Origin of the sequence: Brevibacillus sp. FSL K6-2834 (assembly GCF_038592925.1) — a bacterium.
Classification (GTDB): domain Bacteria; phylum Bacillota; class Bacilli; order Brevibacillales; family Brevibacillaceae; genus Brevibacillus; species Brevibacillus borstelensis.
Genome location: NZ_CP151945.1, coordinates 859,899 through 884,378, shown reverse-complemented (window position 1 = coordinate 884,378; position 24,480 = coordinate 859,899). Strand labels below are relative to the sequence as shown.

Sequence of the window (24,480 nt, the reverse complement as noted above, 5' to 3'; positions counted from 1 at the left end):
TGGAATAGGTGGAAGAGAAACCAGAGACAAATGAAAAGCTATGGACGGGCAAGTTTGTCCTCCTGACACTTTGCAACCTGCTGTTGTTTTTGAATTTGCAAATGATGACGCCATCATTCCCGGCGTATGTAAAGGAACAATTCGGCGCAAGTGATTTCACGGTGAGCCTGGTGATTAGCCTGTTTGCCTTTGCGGCTGTGGTCGCCCGGATTTTTACTGGCAAGGTTTTGCAACCGAAAAACAGCAAAACGATTTTGCTGCTCGGACTGTCTATCGTTATTCTTGCGACAGCCGGTTACGTTTGGGCAGGGACAATCGCCTTTCTGCTTGTCATGCGTATTGTATTCGGCGTCGGATTCGGGATGACGAGCACGACCTTTCCTACTCTTGCGTCCAATGTCATCCCGCCCAAACGGATGGGGGAAGGCATGGGGTACTTTGGCCTCTCGTCCAGTCTGGCGATGTCGATTGCGCCCGTGATCGGACTTTGGATATTGGGACAATTCGGGTTTGTCGCCCTTTCCGCTTCGGCTGTTGTGCTCGTAATCGCCATCATCCCTATGCTGCGGATCATACAGCCGGCGGCACCGGTCCATGCCATGCGTGAAAACAAAGAGGGGCAGGCGAATCAAACCGGCACGCCACAGATTCCGAGTAGCAAGCAACAGATCAGCAAGCAGCCATTTCCAACCGGCAGCGGTACCAGTGGAGCTTCCGGCCGGGGCATTTGGCTTCCAGCCTTTTTAAATCTTTTGCTCTCCATCACGTACGGAGGCCTGATCAGCTTTTTGGCGCTGTTCGGAAAAGAGGTTCATATCGACAACGTCGGCTGGTTTTTTCTTTGCAACGCCTTTGCCATGGTATTGATCCGGCCTGTCTCAGGGAAAATATTTGACAAAAAGGGGCACTGGGCCGTTCTTCCTCCCGGAGCCCTGCTGGCCGTGATCGGGCTTGTACTGGTCTCCCAAGCATCCTCTGTCCCGACGCTGCTGACAGCCGCCTTATTTTACGGTCTCGGCTACGGAATTATTCAGCCGTCGATTCAGGCCTGGATGATCAAGCAGGTCTCTCCGGCAAAGCGCGGGATGGCCAACGGGCTTTTTCTCAATTCGATTGATTTGGGAATTGCGCTGGGGGCCATGCTGCTGGGAGCCGTCGCTTCGGCATCCAGCTATGGAGTGATGTACCGCCTGTCTGCAGGGTGCATGGTGCTGTTTCTCGTCGTTTATTTACTGTCTCAGCTTTTGGAGAGACGGGCAAAGGCAGCGGCTTCCCGGGAGGAGATTGGCGTTTAATAGCGTTGGTTGGGTCGGGAAAGCGTGTTCCCCTTTTTCCATTCCGCCTGGGTTGTGTCCCAAAGACCTTTCGCGTTTTCTCCATTTTCATCTCTACGGCTTTTGGCTTTTGCCGGACTATCACAAAACAAGACAAGCCTTCAATCCGCTTCTCGGGATTGGAGGCTTGTTTGCTTTTGCAGCAGCTTTTTGGAAGCAGGTCAAGCCCATTCGAACAGACCCGTTCTCGCTTCTCGTACCCCCTTACCTTACCGGTTTCCCAGCGCCTTGGCAGCGATGTCGGTGCGGTAGTGGGCGCCTTCGAAGGAGATGGAACGTACCGCCTCGTAGGCAGACGCTCTCGCTTCCTCCAGGTCTTTGCCGATGCTGGTCACGCCGAGTACGCGGCCGCCGCTCGTGACTGTGCCCTCTGGCGTTTGCTTGGTGCCGGCATGAAAGACGGCTACGCCTTCTGCTTGCTGCTCCAGTCCGGTGATGAGCGAGCCCTTCGGGTACTCACCGGGGTAGCCGGGAGCAGCCATGACGACGCAAACCGCACTCTCCTGCTTCCACTCAACATCCAGGGAAGCCAGTTCGCCGTTGACCGTCGCCGTGCAAATATCCACCAGATCGGTCTTGAGGAGCGGCAGAATGACCTGCGTCTCCGGATCGCCGAAGCGGGCGTTGAATTCCACAACCTTCGGCCCCTCCGAAGTGATCATCAAACCGGTGTACAGCACGCCGCGAAACGGAATGCCGTCCCGCACCATGCCGGATGCCATCGGCTGGACGATTTTTGCCACGATTTCATCTACCAGCTTGGCTGACATGTGCGGTACCGGCGCATAGGTGCCCATTCCCCCGGTATTCGGTCCTTGATCGTTGTCAAACACCCGCTTGTGGTCCTGGGAGGTGATCATCGGCTTGACCGTCTCTCCATCGACAAAGGAGAGGAGGGACAGTTCTTCTCCGCGCATGCACTCTTCGATGACCACACGGGCTCCTGCCTGGCCGAATGCGTTCTCTTCCATGATGCTGTACAACGCCCGCTCCGCTTCTTCCAGCGTCTCCGCCACCACGACCCCTTTGCCTGCGGCAAGTCCATCCGCTTTTACCACAATCGGCGCTCCCTGCTCACGCACATAAGCAAGTGCAGACTCATAGTCGATAAAGGATTCATACTTCGCTGTCGGTATGTTGTAACGCTTCATCAGATATTTGGCAAACGATTTGCTTCCCTCGATTTTCGCAGCTTGGGCAGTCGGTCCGTAGATCGGCAGGCTGCGCTCCAGGAAAAAGTCGACAATGCCTCCCAGCAGCGGGTCCTCCGGGCCTACAATCGTCAAATCGATGCCTTCGTCCTTGGCAAACTGTGCCAGTGCGGCAAAATCATGAACGGGAATCGGCACGTTCTTCGCCAGCAGGGCTGTTCCTCCATTGCCGGGGGCACAGAAAATCTTTTTCACCTTGGAGCTTTGCGCCAGCTTCCAGACAATGGCGTGTTCACGGCCGCCGCTGCCGATTACCAGTACGTTCATCGTATTCCCTCCTGTATTCTCTCTCTTCTAATGCTTAAAGTGTCGCACACCAGTAAAGACCATGGCAATCCCAAAACGGTTGCAGGCATCAATCGATTCTTGGTCCCGTACAGAGCCGCCTGGTTGGATAATCGCCGTAATTCCCGCTTTTGCCGCTGCCTCGACGGTATCGGGCATCGGGAAAAAAGCATCGGAAGCCATTACGGAACCGCGGGCTTTTTCACCAGCCTGCTCGATGGCAATCTTGGCAGAACCGACACGATTCATTTGACCGGCTCCTACCCCGATGGTCATGTTATCTGCGGCCAGTACGATCGCGTTGGATTTGACGTGCTTGACCACCTTCCAGGCGAATTTCAACTGCGCCAGCTCCTCGGCTGTAGGCTCTCTGTCGGTAGCGACGCGAATCTCCTCATCGGCGAGCTGCTTGAGATCGTAATCCTGAACCAGCGCTCCGCCCGCTACCGGCGCTACCCGGAGAACAGCTGCGGCATCTTTTTGGACAGGCGCCAGATCCGGCAGGCGCAAGAGGCGCAGGTTTTTCTTTTCAGTCAGGACATTCAATGCCTCCTCGGTAAAATCGGGAGCGAGGATAATTTCCAAAAAGGTTTCTTTCATCAACAGGGCCGTCTCTTTATCGATCGGCCGATTGGCAGCGACGATCCCGCCGAAAATCGAAACCGGGTCGGCTTCAAACGCTTTTTGATACGCCTCGCGGACATCGCCGCCAATGCCGACACCGCACGGATTGGAGTGCTTGATCGCGACGACTGCCGGCTCTGTAAATTCACGGACGATAGCGAGAGCCGCATCCGCATCATTAATATTATTGTAGGAAAGCTCTTTTCCATGTAATTGCTCAGCGCCAGCGACAGAAGTCAGCCCCGCAAGCGGTTCCTGATAGAAAGCTGCACGCTGATGCGGATTTTCGCCGTAGCGCAAATCCTGTACCTTTTCATACGTCACGGTCAGGCTTTCCGGAAATGCTTCTCCCACCTGATTGTTTAGGTAGCGCGCGATCAGGGCATCATACGCGGCCGTATGCCCGAATACCTTGGCAGCCAATAGACGGCGTGTTTCCAATGTAGTATCGCCGGCTGCTTCAATTTCTCCGGCCACTTTCTCGTAATCCGCTGCGTCCACAACCACTGTGACGAATTGGTGGTTTTTGGCGGCAGAGCGAAGCATCGTCGGACCGCCGATATCAATATTTTCAATTGCGTCGGCATAAGTAACGCCGGGTTTCGCAATCGTTTCTTTAAATGGATACAAATTGACTACGACCAGATCAATCGTGTCGATGTTCAGTTCTTTCATCTGCTGAAGATGCGACTCGTTGTCGCGAACAGCCAAGAGACCTCCATGAATATTCGGGTGCAGCGTCTTGACGCGTCCGTCCATGATTTCTGGAAAACCGGTCACATCTGAAATGCCAATGACGGGGATGCCTGCTTCCTTGAGCAGAGAAGCTGTCCCGCCGGTAGAAATGATCTCGACCCCAGCGGCAGCCAAGCGGCGCGCAAAAGGTACCAACCCAGTTTTGTCCGAAACGCTGATCAGTGCTTTTTTCACACTCACGAATAGAACCTCCTGACTTTTTTCAAAAAGGTTGTAAAAACACGAACATTACATATACATTAAAACATAATTGTACGTTTTTATCAAGATTGTTCGGACAAAACAAAACGCAGCCTTCGGTGCCGGGGCACAGTCGGCTGCGTATCTTTTTTGTTCTCGTTATCGATACAGCGTTTATCCTGTCATGTCCGCTTCTTTTTGCGGCTTTGCATCTTTTTGATCCGTTCCGCCAAAGAGAGGTTTTTCACTTTTCCGCTGCCCTTCGGGGACGATTTTTTCTTTTCTCCCGATTCCTTCTTCTGACTGGTCGTCATGAGCTCCCCGATTGTATCCGCGGAAAGGGATTTGCCGTCTTTTACCTGCTGCCTGACTTTGTCTTTCGTTTCGTCCGAAAGATCAAGTCCCATATCCGACAGCTCACTCAAGACGGATTCAATATTTCCGTTCCCGTTTTTAGGGAGTTTCTCCGCAAGCTTCATAATGTCGGTCAGCGTCCACTCCCGACCCGTTCGTTTACTCAGCTTCCCCAACAGATCGGCTACGAAGTCCCCGTTCATTTGGCCCCTCCTTATTTCCACCTTCCCTTTACTGTATGTCGGGGCATGCGAAAAGTTTTTGTTGACGAGCGTCTATACGCTCGGTTTTTTTGGGGGACAGCTTATAGGTCCAACCGTTCTGAGAGGATCGCCGTTTTTTATTCACAGCACTTTGCGACCGGCTGCGCACTCGCGTACTTTTCAAGCCCGGCCAACGCCATGTTCCATGCCTGCTCAAACCAGCCGCGTGCAGCGTCCCATTCTTCTGTGCTGCCCCATCCGTTATGCACAAGCTGCACGTTGGTTCCTTCTCCGTCCGGAATGAAGGATACGACGACATGGGTGAGCGGACGCGCTTCGTTCATCAGTGAGGCAAACTGCCTTTTCCCCTTCCATTCAAAGACCAGCAGTTTGTTCTCCTCGATGGCCAGCACCTTGCAGCCGATAGTGCTGTCGTTTTCGCGATCGTCCGGTGCCCAGAACAGCTCGTATTTGCCTCCCGCCACAGGCTCCACCTCCGCCGCATTGGTCAGCCAGCTGGCCAGATGCTCGCTCCCGGTAAAGAATTGAAAGGCTTGCGCAGGGCCGCAAGATAGCTTTACGCTTTTATGTATGACCTTATCCATGTTATTCCTCTCCTTCCAGGTACTTTGTTTGATTATACCGGAAAGACTGAACATTCCGCTTCTTCTTGTTTGCTCTTTTTACCTCTTGAAGGGCCCGTGGCAAATGGTGATAGAATAAGAGCCTGCCCTTTCATCTTCCCCCTTCTGCAACGCAAAAATGGGTGCCCATTGTCAGATCTGACTTGTGGGACACCCATTTTATTCAGATTGTACTGTACAGTGAAACACTATTTCGTTCCTTGTCGTACATGACGCCCTTCCACTTTTACCCGGCCTGTGAGCAATTTGTCGATGACGTCAACGAGCAATCCATGCTCCACCTGATGAATCCGGGCGCTCAGGCTCTCGGCTGTGTCATCCTCCAGCACCTCTACAGGTGTCTGCGCGATGATCGGACCGGTATCCAGTCCGGCATCGACCATATGCACCGTTACCCCCGTTATCTTTACCCCGTAGGAGAGTGCCTGGCCGACGGCATCCTTGCCCGGAAACGCGGGGAGCAGCGACGGGTGAAGGTTGATCATGCGCCCCTCGTATGCCTGAAGCAGCGTATCTCCGACCAGCCTCATATATCCGGCCAATACGACAAGCTCTACTTCTCTCTTCTGCAGCTCGGCGACGATTTCCCGCTCGAAAGCGGCCTTGTCCGGATATGCTTTCGGATCGAACACAAACGCATCTACGCCAAGCCGAGCAGCCCGTTCCAAAACGCCGGCGCCCGGTTTGTCGCATACGAGCAGGGCAATCTCGGCTCCCGCCAGACGGCCGCTTTTTGCCGCTTGCACGACCGCTTCAAAATTGGAGCCGCTGCCAGATGCAAAGACGGCTATCCGCTTCACCACGCCACCCCGTTGTATACGACCTTTCGTTCCCCGGCAGCGATATGGCCGATCCGGTACGGCTGCTCGCCCGACTGCTTCAGCGTCTCCATCGCCCGCTCGGCATCCTCCGGCTTGACGACCGCGATCATGCCGATCCCCATATTGAAAGTGCGGTACATGTCGCTCCAGGAAATATTCCCGGATTCCTGCACCAGGGAAAAGATCGGCAGCACCGGCCACGTCCCGACGTCGATGACCGCCTGCGTCCCTTCCGGCAATACGCGCGGAATGTTTTCCGTAAAGCCGCCGCCGGTGATGTGGGCCATCGCTTTCACCTCGACCGCATCCAGCAGCGACAACATCTGTTTTACGTAGATGCGTGTAGGAGTCAAGAGCTCCTCGCCCAATGTTTTGCCGAGGACGTCCATATGGTCGCTCAGAGAAAGGCCGCGGTCAGCCAGCAGAACCTTGCGGACAAGCGAAAAGCCGTTGCTGTGGACTCCGCTTGCGGCCAGCCCGATCAGCACGTCGCCCGGCTTCACCGAAGCGCCGGTAATCAGCTTGTCTTCGTCAGCCACGCCTACCGTAAACCCGGCGATGTCGTACTCGCCTTCCGCGTACATGCCTGGCATTTCCGCCGTTTCGCCGCCGATCAGGGAGCAGCCTGCCTGGGCGCAGCCGTCGGCAATCCCCTTGACGATGGCTTCGATTTTCTCCGGAACGACCTTGTCGCACGCCAGATAGTCGAGGAAAAAGAGCGGTTCCGCTCCTTGCACCACTACGTCGTTGACGCACATGGCCACCGCGTCGATCCCGATCGTGTCGTGTTTGTCCATGGCAAAAGCCAGCTTCAGCTTGGTGCCGACTCCATCCGTTCCCGAGACGAGCACCGGCTTTTTGTATTTGGTCGTATCGAGACGAAACAGAGCGCCGAACCCGCCCAGATCAGTGAGCACCTCCGGCCGGAATGTCCGTTTGACGTGCTTTTTCATGCGCTCGACCGCCTGATTGCCCGCCTCTATATCTACTCCCGCTTGCTTGTATGCATCACTCATGGTTTCTCCTCCATCGGTAGAGGTTGGTTGTTCGCTTTGCAAAAACACGCAGCTTGCCTGTCAGCACTTATCTGCAGGCAGCGCCGCTTCGTATTCCACTTCTGTCGGGTAGTCTCCGTTGAAACATGCCAGACAGTGACCGCGGTTGGGAGAGCCATCCTCGCGGCCGATCGCGTCGATCATGCCTTCGATTGTCAAAAAGCTGAGCGAATCGGCGCCAATGAATTGGCGGATTTCTTCCACCGATTTGGACGAAGCGATCAGCTCGTCGCGCGTCGAGGTGTCGATGCCGTAAAAGCAGGAGTTCATGACCGGCGGCGAACTGATGCGGACGTGGACTTCCTTTGCCCCCGCGTCGCGGAGCATTTGCACGATCCTGCTGCTCGTCGTCCCGCGGACAATCGAATCGTCAATCATGACCACCCGCTTGCCTTCGACCACCTTGCGAACGGCTGACAGCTTCATGTACACGCCGCGCTCGCGCAGCTCCTGGGTCGGCTGGATAAAGGTGCGTCCCACATAGCGGTTTTTGATCAAGCCCAGCTCGTAAGGAATTCCCGTCGCCTCCGCGAAACCGATTGCGGCAGAAATGCTCGAATCGGGAACGCCGGTCACGACGTCGGCTTCCACAGGCGCTTCGAGAGCGAGCTGTTTCCCCAGACGCTTGCGGGCCATGTGGACGTTGATGCTGTCGATGTCGCTGTCCGGACGGGCAAAGTAAATATATTCAAATGTGCAGATCGAGCGTTTGGTGTTTTCGGCAAATGTGGACTCGCGGACGCCGTCCTCGTCGACCACGATCAATTCGCCCGGCTGAACGTCCCGCCAGTACTCTGCGCCGATGATGTCAAACGCGCACGTCTCCGACGCCACGCAAATCGCATCGCCGAGACGCCCCAGCGAAAGCGGACGCAGGCCGTTGGGATCGAGCGCGATGATTAGCTGTTTTTCATTCATGACGAGAAGTGCGTAGGCTCCCTTGATATGCTGCAGCGCCTCGCGGACAGCCTCGGTCAAATCGCTGCTTTTGGAACGGGCGATCAAGTGCGCGATCACCTCAGTGTCGCTGGTCGTCTGAAAGATCGAGCCTTTTGCCTCCAGCTCCTTTCTGAGAACCGAAGCGTTGACCAGGTTGCCGTTGTGAGCCACAGCCATGCTGCCGTGAGCGTAGCGGAAAAAGAGCGGCTGCGCGTTCTCGATCTTGCTCGAACCCGCAGTGGTGTAGCGTGTATGACCGATGGCAATGTTGCCGCGAAAGGTTTGCAGATCCACACCGGCAAACGCTTCCGCCACCAGCCCCATCCCCCGGTGTTTGTACCAGCGCTCGCCGTCGGAGGCGCAGATGCCTGCGCTCTCCTGACCGCGATGCTGCAGGGCGTGCAGCCCCAGATACGTCAGCGGGGACGCTTCCTTGTGGTTGTAGATGCCAAAAACGCCGCATTCTTCGTTCAGTTTGTCCCAGATTACCCGATCAAACATGGAATCGCATCCTTCCATGCGGCCTTCAAAGCTGTCAGCGGTGCGTGTACAGCTTCGACCCCGTTGATGTTCACCACCAGTTGCTCTCCGCCAGTCTGTCCGATTGCCTGCGCAGGCACGCCCATTTCGCCGGCCAGAGCCAGCACCTCATCGGCCTTTTCCGTGGCGACACTGATCAGGATGCGGGACTGCGATTCGCTGAACAACAGCACATCCGCTCTCAGATCAGAGGACAGGGAAACTGTCGCGCCGATGTTTTCGCCAAAGCACGCTTCCGCAAGAGCCACGCCGAGGCCGCCTTCCGACAAGTCGTGTGCCGATTTGACCAGCCCGTTGCGGATGGCGTCCAGCACCAGCTTCTGCACAGCCGCCTCTTTTTTCAAGTCCAGCTGAGGCGGACGGCCGGAAATCGCGCCAGTCGCATATTTTTGATACTCGCTTCCGCCCAGCTCGGCAAAGGTTTCGCCGAGCAGGATGACGACATCTCCCTCAGCCTTGAAATGCTGCGTGGTGATATGATCCACATCCGTGATCAGACCGACCATCCCGATCGTCGGGGTCGGGTAGATCGCATCGCCGCTCCGCTCGTTGTAGAAGGAGACGTTTCCTCCGATGACAGGCGAATTCAGCGCCAGGCACGCTTCGCTCATGCCGTCAACGGCTTTTTCAAATTGCCAGAACACTTCCGGCTTTTCCGGGCTGCCGAAGTTCAGGCAGTCTGTGACCGCGAGCGGCTCGGCACCAGAGCAAACGACGTTGCGCGCCGCTTCCGCCACGGCGATGGCACCGCCCACCTGCGGGTCCAGATACACGTAGCGTCCGTTGCAATCCGTGCTCATCGCCAGCGCCTTGCGGGTACCGCGCACCATCACGACAGCGGCGTCGGAGCCTGGCTTGACGGCTGTGCCTGCCCGGACGATGTGATCGTATTGTTCATAAACCCATGCTTTGCTCGCGACCGTCGGCTGGGCCAGCAAAGCCTTGAGCGTTTCATTCAAATCCTTCGGCTCGCTGATCGCCGCCACCGGGTCCACCTTGGCATTCGCCTCGTAATAGGCGGGAACCCTGGAAGGGCGATGGTACACAGGAGCGTCATCCGCCAGCGTTTTCACCGGCACCTCTGCGACCACCTCGCCGTGATGGAGCAGTCTGAGCAGGCCGTCATCCGTCACTTTTCCTACGACGGCAGAAGCCAATCCCCATTTGTCAAAGAGAGCGATTGCCTCTGCTTCTTTGCCCTTTTCCACGACGACGAGCATGCGCTCCTGGGATTCGGACAGCATCATTTCATACGCGGACATGCCCGCCTCCCGCTGCGGCACCAGATCGAGGTTCATCTCGATTCCATTGCCCGCCTTGGAAGCCATCTCCGCGCTGGAGCAGGTCAGGCCGGCCGCCCCCATATCCTGAATGCCGACGACGATTCCGGTGTCGATCAGCTCCAGGCATGCCTCGAGCAGCAGCTTTTCCATGAACGGATCGCCTACCTGCACAGCGGGGCGCTTTTTCTCCGATTCTTCATTCAATTCCTCGGAAGCGAAGGTAGCCCCGTGAATGCCGTCACGGCCGGTGCTCGCTCCCACGTAAATGACCGGGTTGCCGATGCCGCTGGCCACCCCTTTTTGAATCTTGTCGTGGTCGATCAGACCGACGCACATTGCGTTGACGAGCGGGTTTCCTTCATACGTAGGGTCGAAGTTGACTTCGCCGCCTACAGTCGGAATCCCGATGCAGTTGCCGTAGCCGGCAATCCCGGCGACTACGTTTTCAAACAAGTATTTGACGCGCGGGGTTGTCAGTTCCCCGAAGCGCAGCGAATTGAGCAAAGCGACCGGACGCGCTCCCATCGAGAACACATCGCGGATGATGCCGCCTACTCCTGTTGCCGCTCCCTGGTACGGTTCGATGGCAGAAGGGTGGTTGTGGCTTTCGATCTTGAAAACGACAGCCTGATTGTCGCCGATGTCGACGATGCCGGCGCCTTCACCCGGTCCTTGCAGGACGCGCGGGCCGGTCGTCGGGAAGCGGCGCAGGACAGGGCGGGAGTTTTTATACGAGCAGTGCTCCGACCACATCACGCTGTAGAGCCCTGTTTCCGTCCAGTTGGGCTGGCGTCCCAGAATGTTGACGACGCTCTTGTATTCTTCGTCTGTGAGACCGATTTCGCGATAAAGCTTTTCTTCGGCAATTTGCTCGGCAGTCGGTTCTTTATGAGTGAGCTTGGACACTGTTTCGTTCCCTCCATGTCTGTAGAATCGAGGTAAACATGCGCCGTCCGTCAGCAGAACTCATCCATTCGTGAACAGCGCGCTCCGGATGGGGCATCATGCCCAGCACGTTGCCTTTTTCGTTGCAGATGCCAGCGATATCCTCCAGTGAGCCATTCGGGTTTTCCCCGTGATAGCGGAACACGATCTGATTGTTGGCTTTCAGTTTTTCCAGTGTTTCTTCGTCACAGTAGTAGTTGCCCTCGCCGTGTGCGATCGGGATCTGGATGACTTCGCCCGCCGCGTAATCGCGGGTAAAGGCGGTGTCATTGTTCTCGACGCGGAGCGCGGACAGCTTGCAGCGGAATTTGAGCGAACGGTTTCTCAGCAGCGCTCCCGGCAGAAGCCCTGCTTCGGTGAGAATCTGGAAGCCGTTGCAGATGCCCATGACCAGCTTGCCTTGCTCGGCCGCCTTGATGACCTGCTCCATCACCGGGGAAAAACGGGCGACGGCGCCGCAGCGCAGATAATCGCCGTAGGAAAAGCCGCCCGGCAGCAAAATGACATCGTAGCGGGACAAGTCGTTTTCTGCGTGCCATACGTAGTCGACCGGCACTCCCATCACGTCTTCCACTGCATTGTACAAATCCACGTCAGCATTGGAACCGGGAAATACGATAACGGCTACACGCATCGCTCAGCCCTCCACAATCTCGAAGCGATAGTCTTCGATGACAGTGTTGGCAAGCAGCTTCTCGCACATTTCGGAAACCCGTTCCTCCGCTTTGCTCAGGTCGGAAGTATCCAGCTCCACTTCCAGATACCTTCCGATGCGCACGTCCTTTACCTCGTCGAATCCAAGCGAATGCAGCGCTCCTTTTACTGCGTGGCCTTGCGGGTCCAATACGCTTTGACGCAATGTAACGTAGACGACAGCTTTATACATGTGCCTCTCCTCCCAATCGTTTGAGCATTTCCTGATACGCTTCCTCTACTTTGCCGAGATCGCGGCGAAAACGGTCCTTGTCCAGCTTTTCTCCCGTCTCGGCATCCCAGAACCGGCACGTGTCCGGCGATATTTCATCGGCGAGGAGAATCTCTCCTTCCGGTGTACGACCAAACTCCAATTTAAAATCGACGAGAAGGATGCCCCTCTCCCGCAAATACGGCTGCAATACGTCGTTGACCATCAATCCCAAACGCTCCAGTGCAGCCAAATCTTCTTCGCTGGCGATACCCATCACCTTGATGTGAGAAGGATTGACGAGCGGATCTCCGAGCGCGTCGTCCTTGTAGTAAAACTCGACGACCGGCTGAGGAAGCACAGTGCCTTCCTTCATGCCCAGGCGCTTGGCCAGAGAACCGGCGGCGATGTTGCGCACGACAACTTCCAGCGGAATGATCTCCACCTGCCGTACCAGCTGCTCCGTGGGCGACAACAGGCGTATGAAGTGATTGTCGATGCCGCGCTGTTTCAACATCGTGAAAAAGATTGCGGTAATCCGGTTGTTCAGTTCTCCCTTGCCGGTGATGGTCGCTTTCTTTTCTCCGTTAAAAGCAGTGGCGTCATCCTTGTACTCCACCCAATACTGATTGTCCAAAGACGTACGATAGATACGCTTTGCCTTGCCTTCGTAAAGTTGTTCTCGTTTTTCCACTTCCGGAGCCACCTTCCCCCGATGATATGGGTTTGATCAAACCAATTCACGAACGATTCAATTTCATTTAAACATAATTATACGCCATTATCAACGGAAATTAACAAATATACCTTCGACAAACGTTCGGGAATTATTGTATAAAAACATCATTTTCTCTCTTAATATTCGTTTACATTACATCCACACCAGCTTTACATTCCTTCACTACAATGGAAACGGGACTATCTGACTACGCAATTTTTCAGGGGGACAAACATGATCAAGAGACAATCCGTTTTTACGCCTCTCGCAGCTCCATTCGCCCGCCTGCACAGGAACATACGGCTACAGACAAAGATCACCGTTCCGCTGCTGTGCCTGCTGCTTTTTTCCTCCATTATCATCGGCGGCGCGTTTTATTCCCAAGCCAAACAGATGATTATCTCCCAGATGGAAGCAAGACTGGACTCTGAAACCGAAAAGATTACGGAAAAAATCGCGCTGATGAAGTTCACGTTTGCCTCCGACGACAAAACATACAAAAAACGGCTGCAGTACGAGCTGCGACAGCAGCAGGCCGGTCTGGCCCAAAAAGGATTGGACATCCAGCAGTTTGTGGTCCGTGACGGCCTTTTCGAACCGATTGAAAACATTACGAAAAGGGCGATTGACTTTCCCGGGGAGCTCGCCGCGCAAATACAGGCCCAGCGCTTTGGCGTTACCCATATAAATGCAGGCGGGGCCGTACATACACTGGCTTTCAGTCACTCGCCCGAAGAAAATTTCATCTACATCATTGCCGTTCCGCAAAAGCAGTACCTCGCTCCCCTGGACCAAACAGGGAAATTTATCTTGTTTACCATCGCAGTTTGCCTGATCCTTTCCTTGATTCTTTGCTGGTTCATTGTTCGCGGCATCACGGCACCCTTTCAGACTCTGATTGCCAACATGCGCCGGGTTAGCTCCGGAGATCTGACCCAACGGACCGACCTCAGCCATGAAGGGCCGGAAATCCGCTCCATCGCAGACAGCTTCAATCACATGGTCGAACAGATGGCGGATATCGTGACCGAGATCAAGCGGATGATTGTCGAATTAAACAGAGACGGTCATGAAATTCGGCTCGCTGCCGAGGAGGCCGGAGAGCGCTCTTCGCTGTTGGCCCTGCGCCTCGATACGGTGAACAAGGGCGTCGAGGAAACGGCCAGCTCCACAGAATCTGCCACCGCCTCTTTTCAACGGATGAAGACGGACATGGATGAACTGTTTAAGGAGATCGCCTCTGTCCTTGCATCAGGAAAAGAGATGGAGCAAGTGGCGCTCAACGGCCAGGAAAGGATCGACGATCTAACCTCCATGATCCGCCGCTTTTCCGGGAGATACGAGCAGCTTTACAACCGGATGTCCGCCCTTCGGGAGCAGTCTGAATCGATTGGAGCCGTCGTCGGGCTGATCCAAAACATTTCCAAGCAGACAAAGCTGCTGGCGCTGAACGCCACGATCGAAGCGGCAAGGGCAGGTCAATACGGCCGGGGCTTCGCCGTCGTCGCGGACGAAGTAGCCAAGCTGGCCGGGGAGTCGGAAACAGCAGCGGTCGAAATCTCCCACATGATGCAAAGCATCCGGGGTGAAGCGCACTCCGTTTCTGCGGAAACGACAGAGGCTGCCGGACAATTGCAGCAAAGCATGGAAAAGCTGCACGAAGCGGAGAAAGCCTTTCTTCTGCTCAGGCAGACGATCGACCGGACCGCCGTACAACTGGAGGCTGCAAGCAAAGGCTTGTCCGGTATCTCAGATGATTTGGATGAAGTCGATGCTACACTCGAAACGTTCGTCGCTGTCTCCCAGGAGACCAGGACAAGTACGGAAGAGATGCTGCACACGTCCAGGGAGCAGCTGGCCTCGATCGAAAAGTCGCGCAGACTGGCAAGCGAACTGTTGGCCCTGTCTGGCCGCCTGCATGAGCTGAGCGACAAGTTTCGGGTTGCGTCATGATAATTTCGCTTCCAACTGCAAACAGTAAGAGGGAAAATGGACAGATCGGGAGGGAATATCATTGCGGGATACCTATATTCCGGTTACTTCGGCGGCAAGCGGCATCGGCCAGAAGATCGCCTCTGACGTGTTTGCCCTTTGCATACAGGTCGTAAACCTCTGCTTTGTCGGAGAACCTCAGTCCGGGCAGTGGGTGCTCGTCGATGCCGGGATGCCCAAGTCGGCTCCCGACATTGCGGCTGCGGCTGAAAAACGCTTTGGCTCGGGAGCGCGACCAAAGGCAATCGTCCTGACCCACGGCCATTTTGACCACGTCGGCGCGGTGATCGATCTGGCCGATCGGTGGGATGTCCCTGTATATGCCCACGAGCTGGAAAAGCCTTATCTAGATGGCACCTCCGATTATCCCGAACCGGATCCGGGCGTAGAAGGAGGTCTGGTCGCGAAGCTGTCGCCGCTGTTCCCGAACGGAGGCATCGATCTGGGCAGCCGGTTGCAGACCTTGCCGGCAGACGGAACCGTTCCGTTTATGCCGGGGTGGCGCTGGATTCATACGCCCGGCCACTCCCCCGGCCATGTCTCTTTGTTTCGGGAGCAGGACCGGGTGCTGATCGCCGGGGATGCTTTTGTCACAGTGAGACAGGATTCTCTCTATAAAGTGCTGACGCAAATGACCGAGATTACCGGCCCGCCCCGGTACTTTACGACTGACTGGGAGGCCGCCCGGGAGTCAGTGGCAAAGCTGGAAGCGCTGCGTCCGTCGATAGCCATCACGGGTCACGGTCTGCCCGTCTCGGGTGAAGAGCTGGCAGAAGGACTGGCGCGGTTGGTGCGCGACTTTGACAGCATAGCGCTTCCCGATTACGGGCGGTATGTGCCTGAGCGCTCCGTTCAGACCGACTCTGCGGGCCAGGGGGATCATGCGCTTTTTTAGCAAACAGAAAAAACGCGGGGAATTTCCCGCGTCAGATTCAAAAAGCCCCTTTCGGATGAAACGGGGCTTTTCAATGGTTTAGTATGAATCTGTTTTGATTACAAATCCAAATGGGTGTTCTTGATCATCCTTATAGGCATTGATTCGAAAACCTCTGTAAACTGTTTTACTCTTCTTAGGATTCGAATCCAGCGCAGAAGCGAAGTGCTTCTCTAATTTGAATTGATAGTGATTGTCTTCATGGGTATAGGGCACCTCCTTGATCTCTTTATCCGTATATAATTGTTTCCCCTCTGAATCGAGGAGAACGTCCAAAATCGCTATATGATCGAATTCTGTACCGCCAAAATCAATGGTAACTGTCTCGCCGCTTTTGTAGTATGCAATCTCTGGATGAACCGTTGGATCAAACGCAAATGTGAATTGGTCTTTGAAATTTTGTACACCTTTCAAATCATGCAAGGGAAAAGTATCCTCTCCGATCATTATATTTTTTGCCTCTTTCCCGACTGGATTCTCAACGACTGCACTGTTTTCTTCCTTCGTCTCAGAGGCATCCCCGCATCCGCTGATTCCTGCCAGGATCAAAGCCACTAGCAGGAAGCCTTTGAAGCTGTTCATTTTTTTCATCTCCCCTTCTATTAATTTATTCCGAATTGAAATGAGCCCCTGCGATAAGTCTGGCGACCTATCTGTTTCGATTGCGTCCCACGATATCCAAAGCTGTACCGTTACCAGAATCATGCTCCAGAATTTTTTCCGAATTTCTATGGCTTCCTCGCCACTGATGTATTGTCCCGGCAGCTCGTGAAACAGCAGGAGATATTCCAGAAGCTCCGGATCGTCCGGCGACAACTCTGCTGCCTTTCACGTGTGAGAAAGAGCCGACTCATAATCGCCCTCATAATGATTGAGTGCCATCGTTCTCCAAGCCCGCTCCCTTTTTGTGATACACTATCTAATAGAAAGAATGCGTGAAAGGATGGGATTTGTCATGTTGCCGTTTGAATTGTCGTTTCCGACTCGCATATTGTTTGGAACCGGGGAAATCGCAAAGGTTGGACAGGAAGCAAAGAGTCTCGGGCAAAAGGCGCTGCTCGTCACCGGCGGAAGCTCCGCAAAGCGAACGGGCTTGCTGGACAGAGTGCAGGCCTTCTTGAACGAACAGCACGTTTCCCATGTGCTCTTTGACAAAATCGAACCGAATCCCCGTACTTCGACCGTCGATCAAGGAGCTTCCCTTGCCCGCGAGCACGGTTGTGATTTTATCATTGCCCTCGGCGGAGGTTCGGTGATGGACGCGTCGAAGGCGATCGCGGCTGCCGCTTTATCCGGCCGCCCGATTTACGATTACATGCGCGGAAATCCGAGCGGAACCGCAAAGGATCTGGTCCCTGTACAGGAGGCCTTGCCGCTCATGGCGATCCCGACAGTCGCGGCGACCGGCTCCGAAGCCAACAACATCAGCGTACTGACGCACTGGGACACACATGAAAAATCGTCGATCAACGGGCCTGCCCTGTACCCGCGGGTAGCGATCCTGGACCCCGCCTTGACGTACACCGTACCCGCGCATGTGACGGCTGAAGCGTGCGCCGATATTTTTTCGCACATGTTTGAATCGTATTTGATTAGCGCTCCGGGCACACATGTGCAGGATGGGATCACCGAGTCGCTCATCCGTCTCGTCGTCGAGCACTCGCTGACAGCGATTCGCCAGCCGGATCACGAAGAGGCCCGTGCGACGCTGCTATGGGCCAGCACCCTTGGGATCAGCCCCTTTGCCATCGGCGGACGCGGGGCAGGCATGCCGCTCCACCAGATCGAGCATCCCCTGAGCGGCCATTACGACATGGCTCATGGACGCGGGCTGGCGATCCTGTCGCTGCCTTATTTTGAGCAGATCATTCTGCAAGACCGTCCGGAACGGCTGGCGCGAATGGGACGGGAATGCTTCGGCGTATCCGAAACGGATGAGCTGGCAGCAGCGCGGGCAGCGATCAAGGCCGTACAACGTTGGTATGAGGCGATGGGCATCACACAGCGTCTGTCCGATTTCGGCGTCGACAAACATGCTCTGGAGGAGCTCGCCCGCGAGTCGATCGTCATTGGCGGCAGAGGAGCCGGCTATCTCCCAAGCTCCCGCCCTCTGTCCGAGCAGGATGTAATCTCCATCTACGAAGCATGCTTGTAAACGCCTGACGCTGGCGTTCGGACCAGGGCCGCTTCGCTATGCATACCTCACGATCGGTTTTTTAGCGGCCCGGTAAATCGTAAATATGCTCGTCCTAACGACTGGCACGGCTGTTTCGGCTATGCGATAATATGATGGATAAAAATTTTTTTACTATGGAGGTTACACACAATGGCAGATCCGCGCATTAACGAGCTAGCCAGTCGCCTCATCCGTTACTCGCTCAACCTGCAAAAAGGGGAAAAAGTCCTCATTGAAAATACCGGCATCCAGGTGCCGCTGGTGCGCGCACTGGTGCGGGAAGCGTTCGCTGTAGGCGCACTCCCTTTGGTAACGCTGAAGGATCAGGAGATTTTGCGTGCCTTGAAGCAAGGGACAAGCAAAGAGCACATGGAGCTGATCGCCAAGCATGAGCTCGCCCGTATGAAGGACGTCGATGCCTACATCGCCGTTCGCGCTTACGACAATATCAATGAATACGCAGACGTGTCCGAAGAAAAGATGGGCCTGTATTCCCGTCACTGGTATCAGCCGGTTCACACGAACGAGCGTGTACCGAACAAGCGCTGGGTCGTGCTCCGCTACCCGAACAAGTCGATGGCCCAGCTGTCCAACATGAGTCTCGAAGGCTTCGAGGACTTCTACTTTGATGTGTGCAACCTGGACTACTCCAAAATGTCCAAGGCGATGGACCCGCTCAAAGCGCTGATGGAGCGCACAGACCGCGTCCGGATCGCCGGACCGAAAACGGACCTGTCCTTCTCGATCAAAGGCATCCCCGCGATCAAGTGCGACGGAAAGCGCAATATTCCGGACGGCGAGGTATATACCGCACCGATCCGCGATTCTGTGGAAGGAACCATCTTCTACAATGCCGCCTCCAACTACCACGGCATCTCGTTTACCGATGTCCAGTTTACGTTCTCCAAAGGAAAAATCGTCGAGGCCACCAGCTCCAACACGAAGGCCCTGAACGAAATCCTGGATACGGATGACGGTGCCCGCTATATCGGCGAATTCGCGATTGGCTTTAACCCGCACATTCTGCACCCGATGCTCGACATCCTGTTCGACGAGAAGATTGCCGGCAGCTTCCACTTCACCCCCGGCAATGCCTACACCGTGGCAGACAACGGCAACCGCTCCTCGATTCACTGGGATTTGGTGCAAATCCAGCGCCCAGAGTACGGCGGCGGTGAAATCTGGTTTGACGATGTACTGATCCGCAAAGACGGACGGTTTGTCTTGCCGGAGCTGGAAGGTCTGAATCCGGAGAATTTGGTGTAAAACTTTTTTACACAGCAGAAGACTGCTCGCTTGAGGTGGCGTGCAGTCTTTCTTATTCTCTTTCTTCTCCGTTTCTTTTGGCTTTTTTCGGGCCTTTTGCTTTTTTGAGGCCTTTTTCTTTTTTGGGGTCTTTTTCCTTTTCGGGGGGTCCTTTGCCTTTTTTTAGCTTCTTTAGCTCTTTTAGCTTTATTGGCTCTTTTGACTCTTTTGGCCCTTGAGGCCCGCTAAGGCCACTTTTGCTTTATTCCTTCCCTTCCGTCTGAACCAGCTTGCTCCCTTGACTTACCTGCTCCTCCCCCGCGCTTGCCTCTGACACCGCACCGGGAAACATGCTTGCCAGCTTCTGATAGGTCGGCGGAAACTCTGCCTGGTAGCGAAGGTAGGTGGGAATCGGGTAGCGAATGCCGCCCCGGTTCGTACCCTCCAAGCCCTCGACCAGCTCCGCCGCGTCGCGGAAATGAAAGCTGAAAGCCATCTCGTGATCCTGTGTTTGCGCAAACAGCCTGTCGCCATAGCAAGGAACGATCACCTGCGGCTCTCCGGTCTGCAGCGGCTTGATCGCAATATCGGCGCAGTCGGCCCGGCTGGAAAACGTCGACGGGATCGATCCGCCCCGTTTGTACAGCATTCCCGCCACCAGACGCATGACTTGGGCGGAGTTTCCGTAAATGACGACCACGTCCGGGTCAAAAGGAGCCCGCTCCAGCGGAAACGAGACGTAATACCCGCTCTCTTCCCGCGAAAGCTTGGGTACATCCTGCTCGCTTTTGGCGCCAGCCTCCAGAGAATCCGTGTACATGCCACAGGCGAGATGACCTTCGGAATAAAACGGAAGCTGCTCCTCATAGCCGAATGCCACCTGGGCGATCGGACAGGAGAGATCGTCGCCGTTCATGGCAATCGTCCAGCCGTAGCGTCGGGAAAAGCTGACCGCCTGGCAGATGGTGATGAGATAGCCCAGATCCTGTGACGGGCGCTTTGCTTTTGCAGGCAGCTCGCTCTGGCTTTTGACAATTTTAATCCCCACCGGAAAAGTGTCAGGACGAATAAACGATTGGATGGCTTCACGCAATTGCTGTATGCTCATAACTTTTCCCTCCGGTCGCTTTTTTTGAATATTTCTGCAATGTTAGTCAAAAAACCTGTTTCTTCCCCACAAATTACGGGATGATGCCAAAACATATGCACATTACAGAAATGTAAGGTGAGGGAAAGGTAAATCGATTTATTGTCGGCTGTTTGTATAGTACCTTTGTTAGTAGAGAAAGTTTGACACTTGGTGGAGGAAACGAAAGAAATGAAGAAGTTGGGGATTGTCGTAATAAGTATCGTATTGTTGCTGCTGACCGGCTGCGGGCGCCAGTCCTCCCCTGAGCAGGTCCAGGGCCTTGGAAAGGCTGAGGCTGCCGCCATCGCCCAAGCGGCGGTGAAGAAATTCTTTCAAGCCGAAGTAGATATAGAGGACCGGGAAGTGACTTTGGAAGATCCCGACTCCTTGATTGACAGCGATACGCACCAGCCTATCTACCGAGGAGTGCCCGTCCATGCCGTTCTCAAGCGAAAGCCGCAGGACGGAGAAATCGCGGCCTTCCATGCGGTTATAGACCCAAAGACGAAGCAAATCCTTTCCCTTTCCATAGATCGAATGAACAAACAGACAACACAGACAACATCGCTGTCGACCGAAGAGCTGGAGCGGATCGCGGCTGATTACGTCCGCTCTCGGGCGCTTTTGAGCCCGCAAGCCGTGAAATTGGTGAAGTCTTCTCCCGTCAGCACGGGCGACCGGAAGCAGTACTTTTATTTTACAGACGATCAGTATACCGTGGCTGTCGGGGTTGATACAGAATCGCGGCAGATCGTAACCTTTACGTTTGACTGACGGCTCCCGGAGGGCCGTCAGTCGTTCACTTTCCAATAGCGATCCTATTTTTTTGAAATCCACGGCTCGATAAGCGCATTTACCACAAAGTCTCATCACCTCTCCTCTGCACTACGCATCCTGTACAGAAAAAAGGACGCGACTGCTCGCGCCCCCTCCCTTTTACTTTGTTTACCACGACGCGATGCAGCTGTCCGTCCGCATGTCGGTCCCGCCGATCAAGACGCCGTTTTCATCCCGCCAGATGATCTGGCCTCGGCCAAATCCGCCGAAGCCCGTCACCCGCTTGATGTCATGGCCCTTTTTCTTCAGCTCCTGTGCGATCTGTTCGGGAAAATGCTGCTCGACCTCCACCGTTCTTCCTTCCACCCAGCGCCATCGCGGAGCATCCAGGGCGGCCTGCGGATTCAAATGAAAGTCGACAGTGCTCATCACCACCTGCACGTGACCCTGCGGCTGCATGTATCCGCCCATGACCCCGAATGGTCCAACCGGTTTCCCGTCTTTGGTCAAAAAGCCGGGAATGATCGTATTGAACGATTTTTTCCCCGGCTCCAGCCGATTGTCGTGCGCGGGATCAAGCGAGAAGTTGTTCCCCCGGTTTTGCAGAGCAATTCCCGTACCCGGAACGACAATCCCTGATCCGAATCCCATGTAGTTGCTCTGGATAAACGAAACCATATTTCCCTCGCCATCCGCTGTCGCCAGGTAAACCGTACCGCTGGCAACCGGTTTGCCGGGTTCGGGTATTCCGGCATGCTCCCCGATCAGGCTGCGGCGGTACACTGCATACTCCTCGGCCAACAGGTCCTCCACCCTGACGCTCATCCTGTCCTCCTGCGTGATGTAGCGCAGTCCATCGGCAAAAGCCAGCTTGATCGCCTCAATTTGCTTGTGGCAGGTTTCGGCCGAATCCCTGGCGTCAAAATCGAAGCCCTTCAGCATATTCAGCGCCAAAAGCGCGACCAGCCCCTGACCGTTCGGCGGTATTTCCCACACATCGTAGCCTCTGTAGTTGACGCTGATCGGCTTGACCCACTCGGGCCGGTACGCAGCCAAGTCGGCCAGACGAAGATACCCGCCAGATTCGCGGGAAAAGGCGTCGATCCGCTCAGCCAATTCCCCGCTGTAGAAGCTTTCTCCCTCGGTCTCGGCAATCTTCCGAAGCGTCTTTGCGTGTCCGGGCGAGCGCCAGATTTCCCCTGCTTTCGGAGGACCTCCTGCGGGAGCAAACGTGGAAAACCAATGGGCGAATTCCGGGCCCGTACAGAGCTGCTTGAATTTGTGATAGGCCACTTCCCAAAAATGAGCGAGTGTCGGCGACAGCGGATAGCCTTGTTCCGCATAGTCGATTGCCGGCTTTAGCACGACTGCAAGCGGAAGCCTGCCGAATCTTCTGGAAAGCTCGACCCATGCTGCCGGCGCACCTGGTACTGTTACCGGAAGCCATCCGTACGTCGGCATTTTCTCATGCCCCTCCGCTTTTACGGCCTCGATGGAAATGCCGTTTGGCGCCGGGCCGCTTGCGTTTAAGCCGTGAAGCGTGCCTTTCGTCCAGACAAGCGCGTACGCGTCGCCGCCAATCCCGTTGGAGGTGGGCTCTACGACAGTCAGACAGGCGGCGGTGGCAATCGCGGCATCGATGGCATTTCCGCCTCGCTTCAGCATATCAAGTCCCGCCTGGGCCGCCAGCGGCTGCGAGGTTGCCACCATCCCGTTTCTGGCATAGGCTGTCATCCGGCGGGACGCATACGGGTATTCCATCGGGTCAAAGAATGTCATAAGACGTGCTCCTTTCAACTGGTCAGTTGATAAAGAAAAACCCGTACGCCATCGCGAGCAGAATAACCAGGGCGGGATGCAGCTTCCACTTTTCCAAGAGGAGAAAAGCGGCGACCGAAAGGATAGCGGTCTGCATCCACCCGATCCCTTCGACGGCTCCGAGCAGGAACTCGTAGGTCATGATCCCCAGCAGCACCGTCACGATCGGACGAACCGATTGCGTCATCGCCTTTACCTGGGGGGCATCGCGAAACAGGTTGAGAGCGCCGAGCAGCGCAATCATGGCGATAGCTGTCGGAGCTACGGTAGCGAGAAGGGCGACCGCCGCTCCGGGGACGCCTGCCACCTGGTAGCCGACATAGCCCGCCAGCTTGGTCGCGATCGGGCTTGGAAGCGCATTGGCGACGGCCAGCACCTCGCCGAACTCCTGCATCGTCATCCAGCCGTAGTGGTCGACGACTTCATTCTGAATCAGCGGGATGCTTGGCGGCCCGCCTCCGTACCCGAGGATGTTGGAGATGAAGAACGCCCAAAACAGCTGCAGGTAGATCATGCTTCTCCCTCTCCTTCCCCTCCGCTCCGCTGCTTGCGGACCGCCCAGGTGGCGTAGCCGAAGGAAAAGATCAGGGCGATGCCCACCACGATCCCTGGATGCAGATCAAGAAACAGCAAAGCCACTACCGATAAAAGCAAAGCGGCAGCGGCTCCGCTCTTGTTCTTGCTCCCCTGCCAGCCCTTTTGCAGAAACTCCCAGGTCAGTACGGCCGTCATCACAGCAATGACTGGCTGGATCGCCTGAATCATGCCGTATATGCCCGGGGAATCCTTCCACTGATAGATCACCTGCAGCAGCGCAATCATCGCCAGCACAGTGGGCAGCACCACCGCACAGTTGGCGACCAGCGCGCCCATCCAGCCTTTTACGCGGTAGCCGATATATGCGGCCAGCTTGGTTGCGATCGGGCCTGGAAGCGCGTTTGCCATCGCCAGGTTGTCGGTAAAATCCTCTTCGCTTACCCATTTGTATTTCTTCACGCATTCGGTATAAAACAAGGGGACCATCGTCGGTCCTCCTCCATAGCCAAAAATCCCGATTCGAAAAAAGGCAAGAAACAACTTCCAATAAATCATGCTGTCCTCCCTTTCTGTTTTCTGCCTTCCATTTCAACGAAGATATGTATGAGATGATTTCAATAATTTCAATTCATGAATGACATTCATGCGGACAATACCGGAAATCTTGTTCAGCCTGCCCAGTAAAAAGCCGGACAGCTCCTCGTAATCCCTGTGCAATACCTGGATCATGATCTGATATTCTCCCGAGGTCAGGACGATCTGCCGGACCTCGTCAATAGCCTGCAGCTCGGCTGCCGCTTCATCGAGCCTGCCTGCCTCGACTGCCAACTGGATCAACGATGACAGCATCAGTCCCGCCTTGGCCGGATTCAGTACGCCGATCAGACTGAGCACTTCTTCCTCCTGCATCTGCTGTACCCGCATCCGAACTGTCTTCTCTGTCACCCCCAGTTCCTTGGCGATCTGGGTAAACGGCAGCCGCGCATTCCCCTGCAAAGCTTTGGCGATACCGTAATCCAAATCGTCCAACTCAAAATATCGTGAACCTTCCAAACTCGTTGACATGCTCCCCCTGC

The 24,480-nt window shown here is 55.3% G+C and carries 23 protein-coding genes; 6 read left to right on the top strand and 17 right to left on the bottom strand.

Annotated elements, in window-relative coordinates:
- The first annotated feature begins 8 nt into the window (after positions 1 to 8).
- On the top strand, positions 9 to 1,295 hold the full coding sequence (locus NST96_RS04565; protein WP_031932032.1) for an MFS transporter: 1,287 nt from the start codon (positions 9 to 11) through the stop codon (positions 1,293 to 1,295).
- Positions 1,296 to 1,543: 248 nt separating this feature from the next.
- On the opposite strand, the gene purD is transcribed toward NST96_RS04565, so the two are convergent.
- The 11 genes from purD to purC form a co-directional block, all read right to left on the bottom strand.
- Positions 1,544 to 2,812, bottom strand: a complete 1,269-nt coding sequence (gene purD / locus NST96_RS04560; protein WP_003389445.1) for a phosphoribosylamine--glycine ligase — start codon at positions 2,810 to 2,812, stop codon at positions 1,544 to 1,546.
- 27 nt (positions 2,813 to 2,839) lie between these two features.
- Entirely contained in the window at positions 2,840 to 4,390 is a 1,551-nt protein-coding gene (gene purH / locus NST96_RS04555) for a bifunctional phosphoribosylaminoimidazolecarboxamide formyltransferase/IMP cyclohydrolase (RefSeq protein ID WP_327956015.1), read from the bottom strand.
- Positions 4,391 to 4,572: 182 nt separating this feature from the next.
- Positions 4,573 to 4,947, bottom strand: a complete 375-nt coding sequence (locus NST96_RS04550; RefSeq protein WP_024983539.1) for a hypothetical protein — start codon at positions 4,945 to 4,947, stop codon at positions 4,573 to 4,575.
- A gap of 137 nt (positions 4,948 to 5,084) precedes the next feature.
- Positions 5,085 to 5,552 (bottom strand): SRPBCC domain-containing protein, encoded by a 468-nt coding sequence (locus tag NST96_RS04545; RefSeq protein WP_171505851.1) that lies wholly within the window; start codon positions 5,550 to 5,552, stop codon positions 5,085 to 5,087.
- A gap of 227 nt (positions 5,553 to 5,779) precedes the next feature.
- A complete protein-coding gene (gene purN, locus NST96_RS04540; RefSeq protein WP_172921205.1) occupies positions 5,780 to 6,391 on the bottom strand; it encodes a phosphoribosylglycinamide formyltransferase in 612 nt (203 codons plus the stop codon).
- On the bottom strand, positions 6,388 to 7,428 hold the full coding sequence (gene purM / locus NST96_RS04535; RefSeq protein WP_024983537.1) for a phosphoribosylformylglycinamidine cyclo-ligase: 1,041 nt from the start codon (positions 7,426 to 7,428) through the stop codon (positions 6,388 to 6,390). Before purM ends, purN begins: the two co-directional genes overlap by 4 nt.
- A 60-nt stretch (positions 7,429 to 7,488) precedes the next feature.
- Complete coding sequence (gene purF / locus NST96_RS04530; RefSeq protein ID WP_024983536.1) at positions 7,489 to 8,907, bottom strand: amidophosphoribosyltransferase; 1,419 nt, start codon at positions 8,905 to 8,907, stop codon at positions 7,489 to 7,491.
- On the bottom strand, positions 8,892 to 11,135 hold the full coding sequence (purL, locus tag NST96_RS04525; RefSeq protein WP_003389457.1) for a phosphoribosylformylglycinamidine synthase subunit PurL: 2,244 nt from the start codon (positions 11,133 to 11,135) through the stop codon (positions 8,892 to 8,894). Before purL ends, purF begins: the two co-directional genes overlap by 16 nt.
- Positions 11,116 to 11,808, bottom strand: coding sequence for a phosphoribosylformylglycinamidine synthase subunit PurQ (gene purQ, locus NST96_RS04520; protein WP_003389458.1), 693 nt, complete (start codon positions 11,806 to 11,808; stop codon positions 11,116 to 11,118). The genes purL and purQ overlap by 20 nt, the downstream gene beginning before the upstream one ends.
- A 3-nt stretch (positions 11,809 to 11,811) precedes the next feature.
- Positions 11,812 to 12,060 carry a phosphoribosylformylglycinamidine synthase subunit PurS gene (purS, locus tag NST96_RS04515; protein ID WP_003389459.1) on the bottom strand — a complete coding sequence of 83 codons (249 nt, stop codon included), beginning with the start codon at positions 12,058 to 12,060 and terminating at the stop codon, positions 11,812 to 11,814.
- Positions 12,053 to 12,772 carry a phosphoribosylaminoimidazolesuccinocarboxamide synthase gene (purC, locus tag NST96_RS04510; protein WP_031932028.1) on the bottom strand — a complete coding sequence of 240 codons (720 nt, stop codon included), beginning with the start codon at positions 12,770 to 12,772 and terminating at the stop codon, positions 12,053 to 12,055. The genes purS and purC overlap by 8 nt, the downstream gene beginning before the upstream one ends.
- A gap of 258 nt (positions 12,773 to 13,030) precedes the next feature.
- Here purC and NST96_RS04505 point away from each other — a divergent pair, with 258 nt between their 5' ends.
- The gene (locus tag NST96_RS04505) at positions 13,031 to 14,749 is read left to right on the top strand and encodes a methyl-accepting chemotaxis protein (RefSeq protein WP_003389463.1); all 1,719 of its coding nucleotides are present in this window, start codon (positions 13,031 to 13,033) and stop codon (positions 14,747 to 14,749) included.
- A gap of 61 nt (positions 14,750 to 14,810) precedes the next feature.
- On the top strand, positions 14,811 to 15,683 hold the full coding sequence (locus NST96_RS04500; RefSeq protein WP_227277838.1) for an MBL fold metallo-hydrolase: 873 nt from the start codon (positions 14,811 to 14,813) through the stop codon (positions 15,681 to 15,683).
- Positions 15,684 to 15,761: 78 nt separating this feature from the next.
- On the opposite strand, the gene NST96_RS04495 is transcribed toward NST96_RS04500, so the two are convergent.
- Positions 15,762 to 16,304: a hypothetical protein gene (locus NST96_RS04495; RefSeq protein ID WP_311067808.1), complete on the bottom strand. Its 543-nt coding sequence runs from the start codon at positions 16,302 to 16,304 to the stop codon at positions 15,762 to 15,764.
- 373 nt (positions 16,305 to 16,677) lie between these two features.
- On the opposite strand from NST96_RS04495, the gene NST96_RS04490 reads away from it, so the two are divergent.
- Together NST96_RS04490 and NST96_RS04485 are read left to right on the top strand one after the other, a co-directional pair.
- Positions 16,678 to 17,877 (top strand): iron-containing alcohol dehydrogenase, encoded by a 1,200-nt coding sequence (locus tag NST96_RS04490; protein WP_003389466.1) that lies wholly within the window; start codon positions 16,678 to 16,680, stop codon positions 17,875 to 17,877.
- 171 nt (positions 17,878 to 18,048) lie between these two features.
- Positions 18,049 to 19,164, top strand: coding sequence for an aminopeptidase (locus NST96_RS04485; protein ID WP_171506113.1), 1,116 nt, complete (start codon positions 18,049 to 18,051; stop codon positions 19,162 to 19,164).
- 241 nt (positions 19,165 to 19,405) lie between these two features.
- Here the strand turns inward: NST96_RS04485 and NST96_RS04480 are convergent, their stop codons facing one another.
- Positions 19,406 to 20,251 carry a DUF169 domain-containing protein gene (locus tag NST96_RS04480; RefSeq protein ID WP_243014221.1) on the bottom strand — a complete coding sequence of 282 codons (846 nt, stop codon included), beginning with the start codon at positions 20,249 to 20,251 and terminating at the stop codon, positions 19,406 to 19,408.
- 210 nt (positions 20,252 to 20,461) lie between these two features.
- On the opposite strand from NST96_RS04480, the gene NST96_RS04475 reads away from it, so the two are divergent.
- A complete protein-coding gene (locus NST96_RS04475; protein ID WP_031932021.1) occupies positions 20,462 to 21,046 on the top strand; it encodes a hypothetical protein in 585 nt (194 codons plus the stop codon).
- A 171-nt stretch (positions 21,047 to 21,217) separates the two neighbouring features.
- Here NST96_RS04475 and NST96_RS04470 read toward each other — a convergent pair whose 3' ends face one another.
- Genes NST96_RS04470 through NST96_RS04455 form a run of 4 tightly spaced genes read right to left on the bottom strand, consistent with a single transcriptional unit; the run spans position 21,218 to position 24,469 of the window.
- Positions 21,218 to 22,828: a gamma-glutamyltransferase family protein gene (locus tag NST96_RS04470; protein WP_039070061.1), complete on the bottom strand. Its 1,611-nt coding sequence runs from the start codon at positions 22,826 to 22,828 to the stop codon at positions 21,218 to 21,220.
- A gap of 22 nt (positions 22,829 to 22,850) precedes the next feature.
- Positions 22,851 to 23,381 (bottom strand): chromate transporter, encoded by a 531-nt coding sequence (locus NST96_RS04465; RefSeq protein ID WP_024984816.1) that lies wholly within the window; start codon positions 23,379 to 23,381, stop codon positions 22,851 to 22,853.
- Positions 23,378 to 23,959 (bottom strand): chromate transporter, encoded by a 582-nt coding sequence (locus NST96_RS04460; RefSeq protein WP_039070062.1) that lies wholly within the window; start codon positions 23,957 to 23,959, stop codon positions 23,378 to 23,380. The genes NST96_RS04465 and NST96_RS04460 overlap by 4 nt, the downstream gene beginning before the upstream one ends.
- A 33-nt stretch (positions 23,960 to 23,992) precedes the next feature.
- Positions 23,993 to 24,469, bottom strand: coding sequence for an AsnC family transcriptional regulator (locus NST96_RS04455; RefSeq protein ID WP_122957563.1), 477 nt, complete (start codon positions 24,467 to 24,469; stop codon positions 23,993 to 23,995).
- Between the last annotated feature and the right edge of the window lie 11 nt (positions 24,470 to 24,480).

Bases quoted from the DNA above. Each gene is read 5' to 3' on its own strand.
- purD (WP_003389445.1), bottom strand. From the start codon at position 2,812: ATGAACGTACTGGTAATCGGCAGCGGCGGCCGTGAACACGCCATTGTC.
- NST96_RS04550 (WP_024983539.1), bottom strand. From the start codon at position 4,947: ATGAACGGGGACTTCGTAGCCGATCTGTTGGGGAAGCTGAGTAAACGA.
- NST96_RS04545 (WP_171505851.1), bottom strand. From the start codon at position 5,552: ATGGATAAGGTCATACATAAAAGCGTAAAGCTATCTTGCGGCCCTGCG.
- purM (WP_024983537.1), bottom strand. From the start codon at position 7,428: ATGAGTGATGCATACAAGCAAGCGGGAGTAGATATAGAGGCGGGCAAT.
- purF (WP_024983536.1), bottom strand. From the start codon at position 8,907: ATGTTTGATCGGGTAATCTGGGACAAACTGAACGAAGAATGCGGCGTT.
- purQ (WP_003389458.1), bottom strand. From the start codon at position 11,808: ATGCGTGTAGCCGTTATCGTATTTCCCGGTTCCAATGCTGACGTGGAT.
- purS (WP_003389459.1), bottom strand. From the start codon at position 12,060: ATGTATAAAGCTGTCGTCTACGTTACATTGCGTCAAAGCGTATTGGAC.
- NST96_RS04505 (WP_003389463.1), top strand. From the start codon at position 13,031: ATGATCAAGAGACAATCCGTTTTTACGCCTCTCGCAGCTCCATTCGCC.
- NST96_RS04495 (WP_311067808.1), bottom strand. From the start codon at position 16,304: ATGAACAGCTTCAAAGGCTTCCTGCTAGTGGCTTTGATCCTGGCAGGA.
- NST96_RS04490 (WP_003389466.1), top strand. From the start codon at position 16,678: ATGTTGCCGTTTGAATTGTCGTTTCCGACTCGCATATTGTTTGGAACC.
- NST96_RS04485 (WP_171506113.1), top strand. From the start codon at position 18,049: ATGGCAGATCCGCGCATTAACGAGCTAGCCAGTCGCCTCATCCGTTAC.
- NST96_RS04480 (WP_243014221.1), bottom strand. From the start codon at position 20,251: ATGAGCATACAGCAATTGCGTGAAGCCATCCAATCGTTTATTCGTCCT.
- NST96_RS04475 (WP_031932021.1), top strand. From the start codon at position 20,462: ATGAAGAAGTTGGGGATTGTCGTAATAAGTATCGTATTGTTGCTGCTG.
- NST96_RS04470 (WP_039070061.1), bottom strand. From the start codon at position 22,828: ATGACATTCTTTGACCCGATGGAATACCCGTATGCGTCCCGCCGGATG.
- NST96_RS04465 (WP_024984816.1), bottom strand. From the start codon at position 23,381: ATGATCTACCTGCAGCTGTTTTGGGCGTTCTTCATCTCCAACATCCTC.
- NST96_RS04460 (WP_039070062.1), bottom strand. From the start codon at position 23,959: ATGATTTATTGGAAGTTGTTTCTTGCCTTTTTTCGAATCGGGATTTTT.
- NST96_RS04455 (WP_122957563.1), bottom strand. From the start codon at position 24,469: ATGTCAACGAGTTTGGAAGGTTCACGATATTTTGAGTTGGACGATTTG.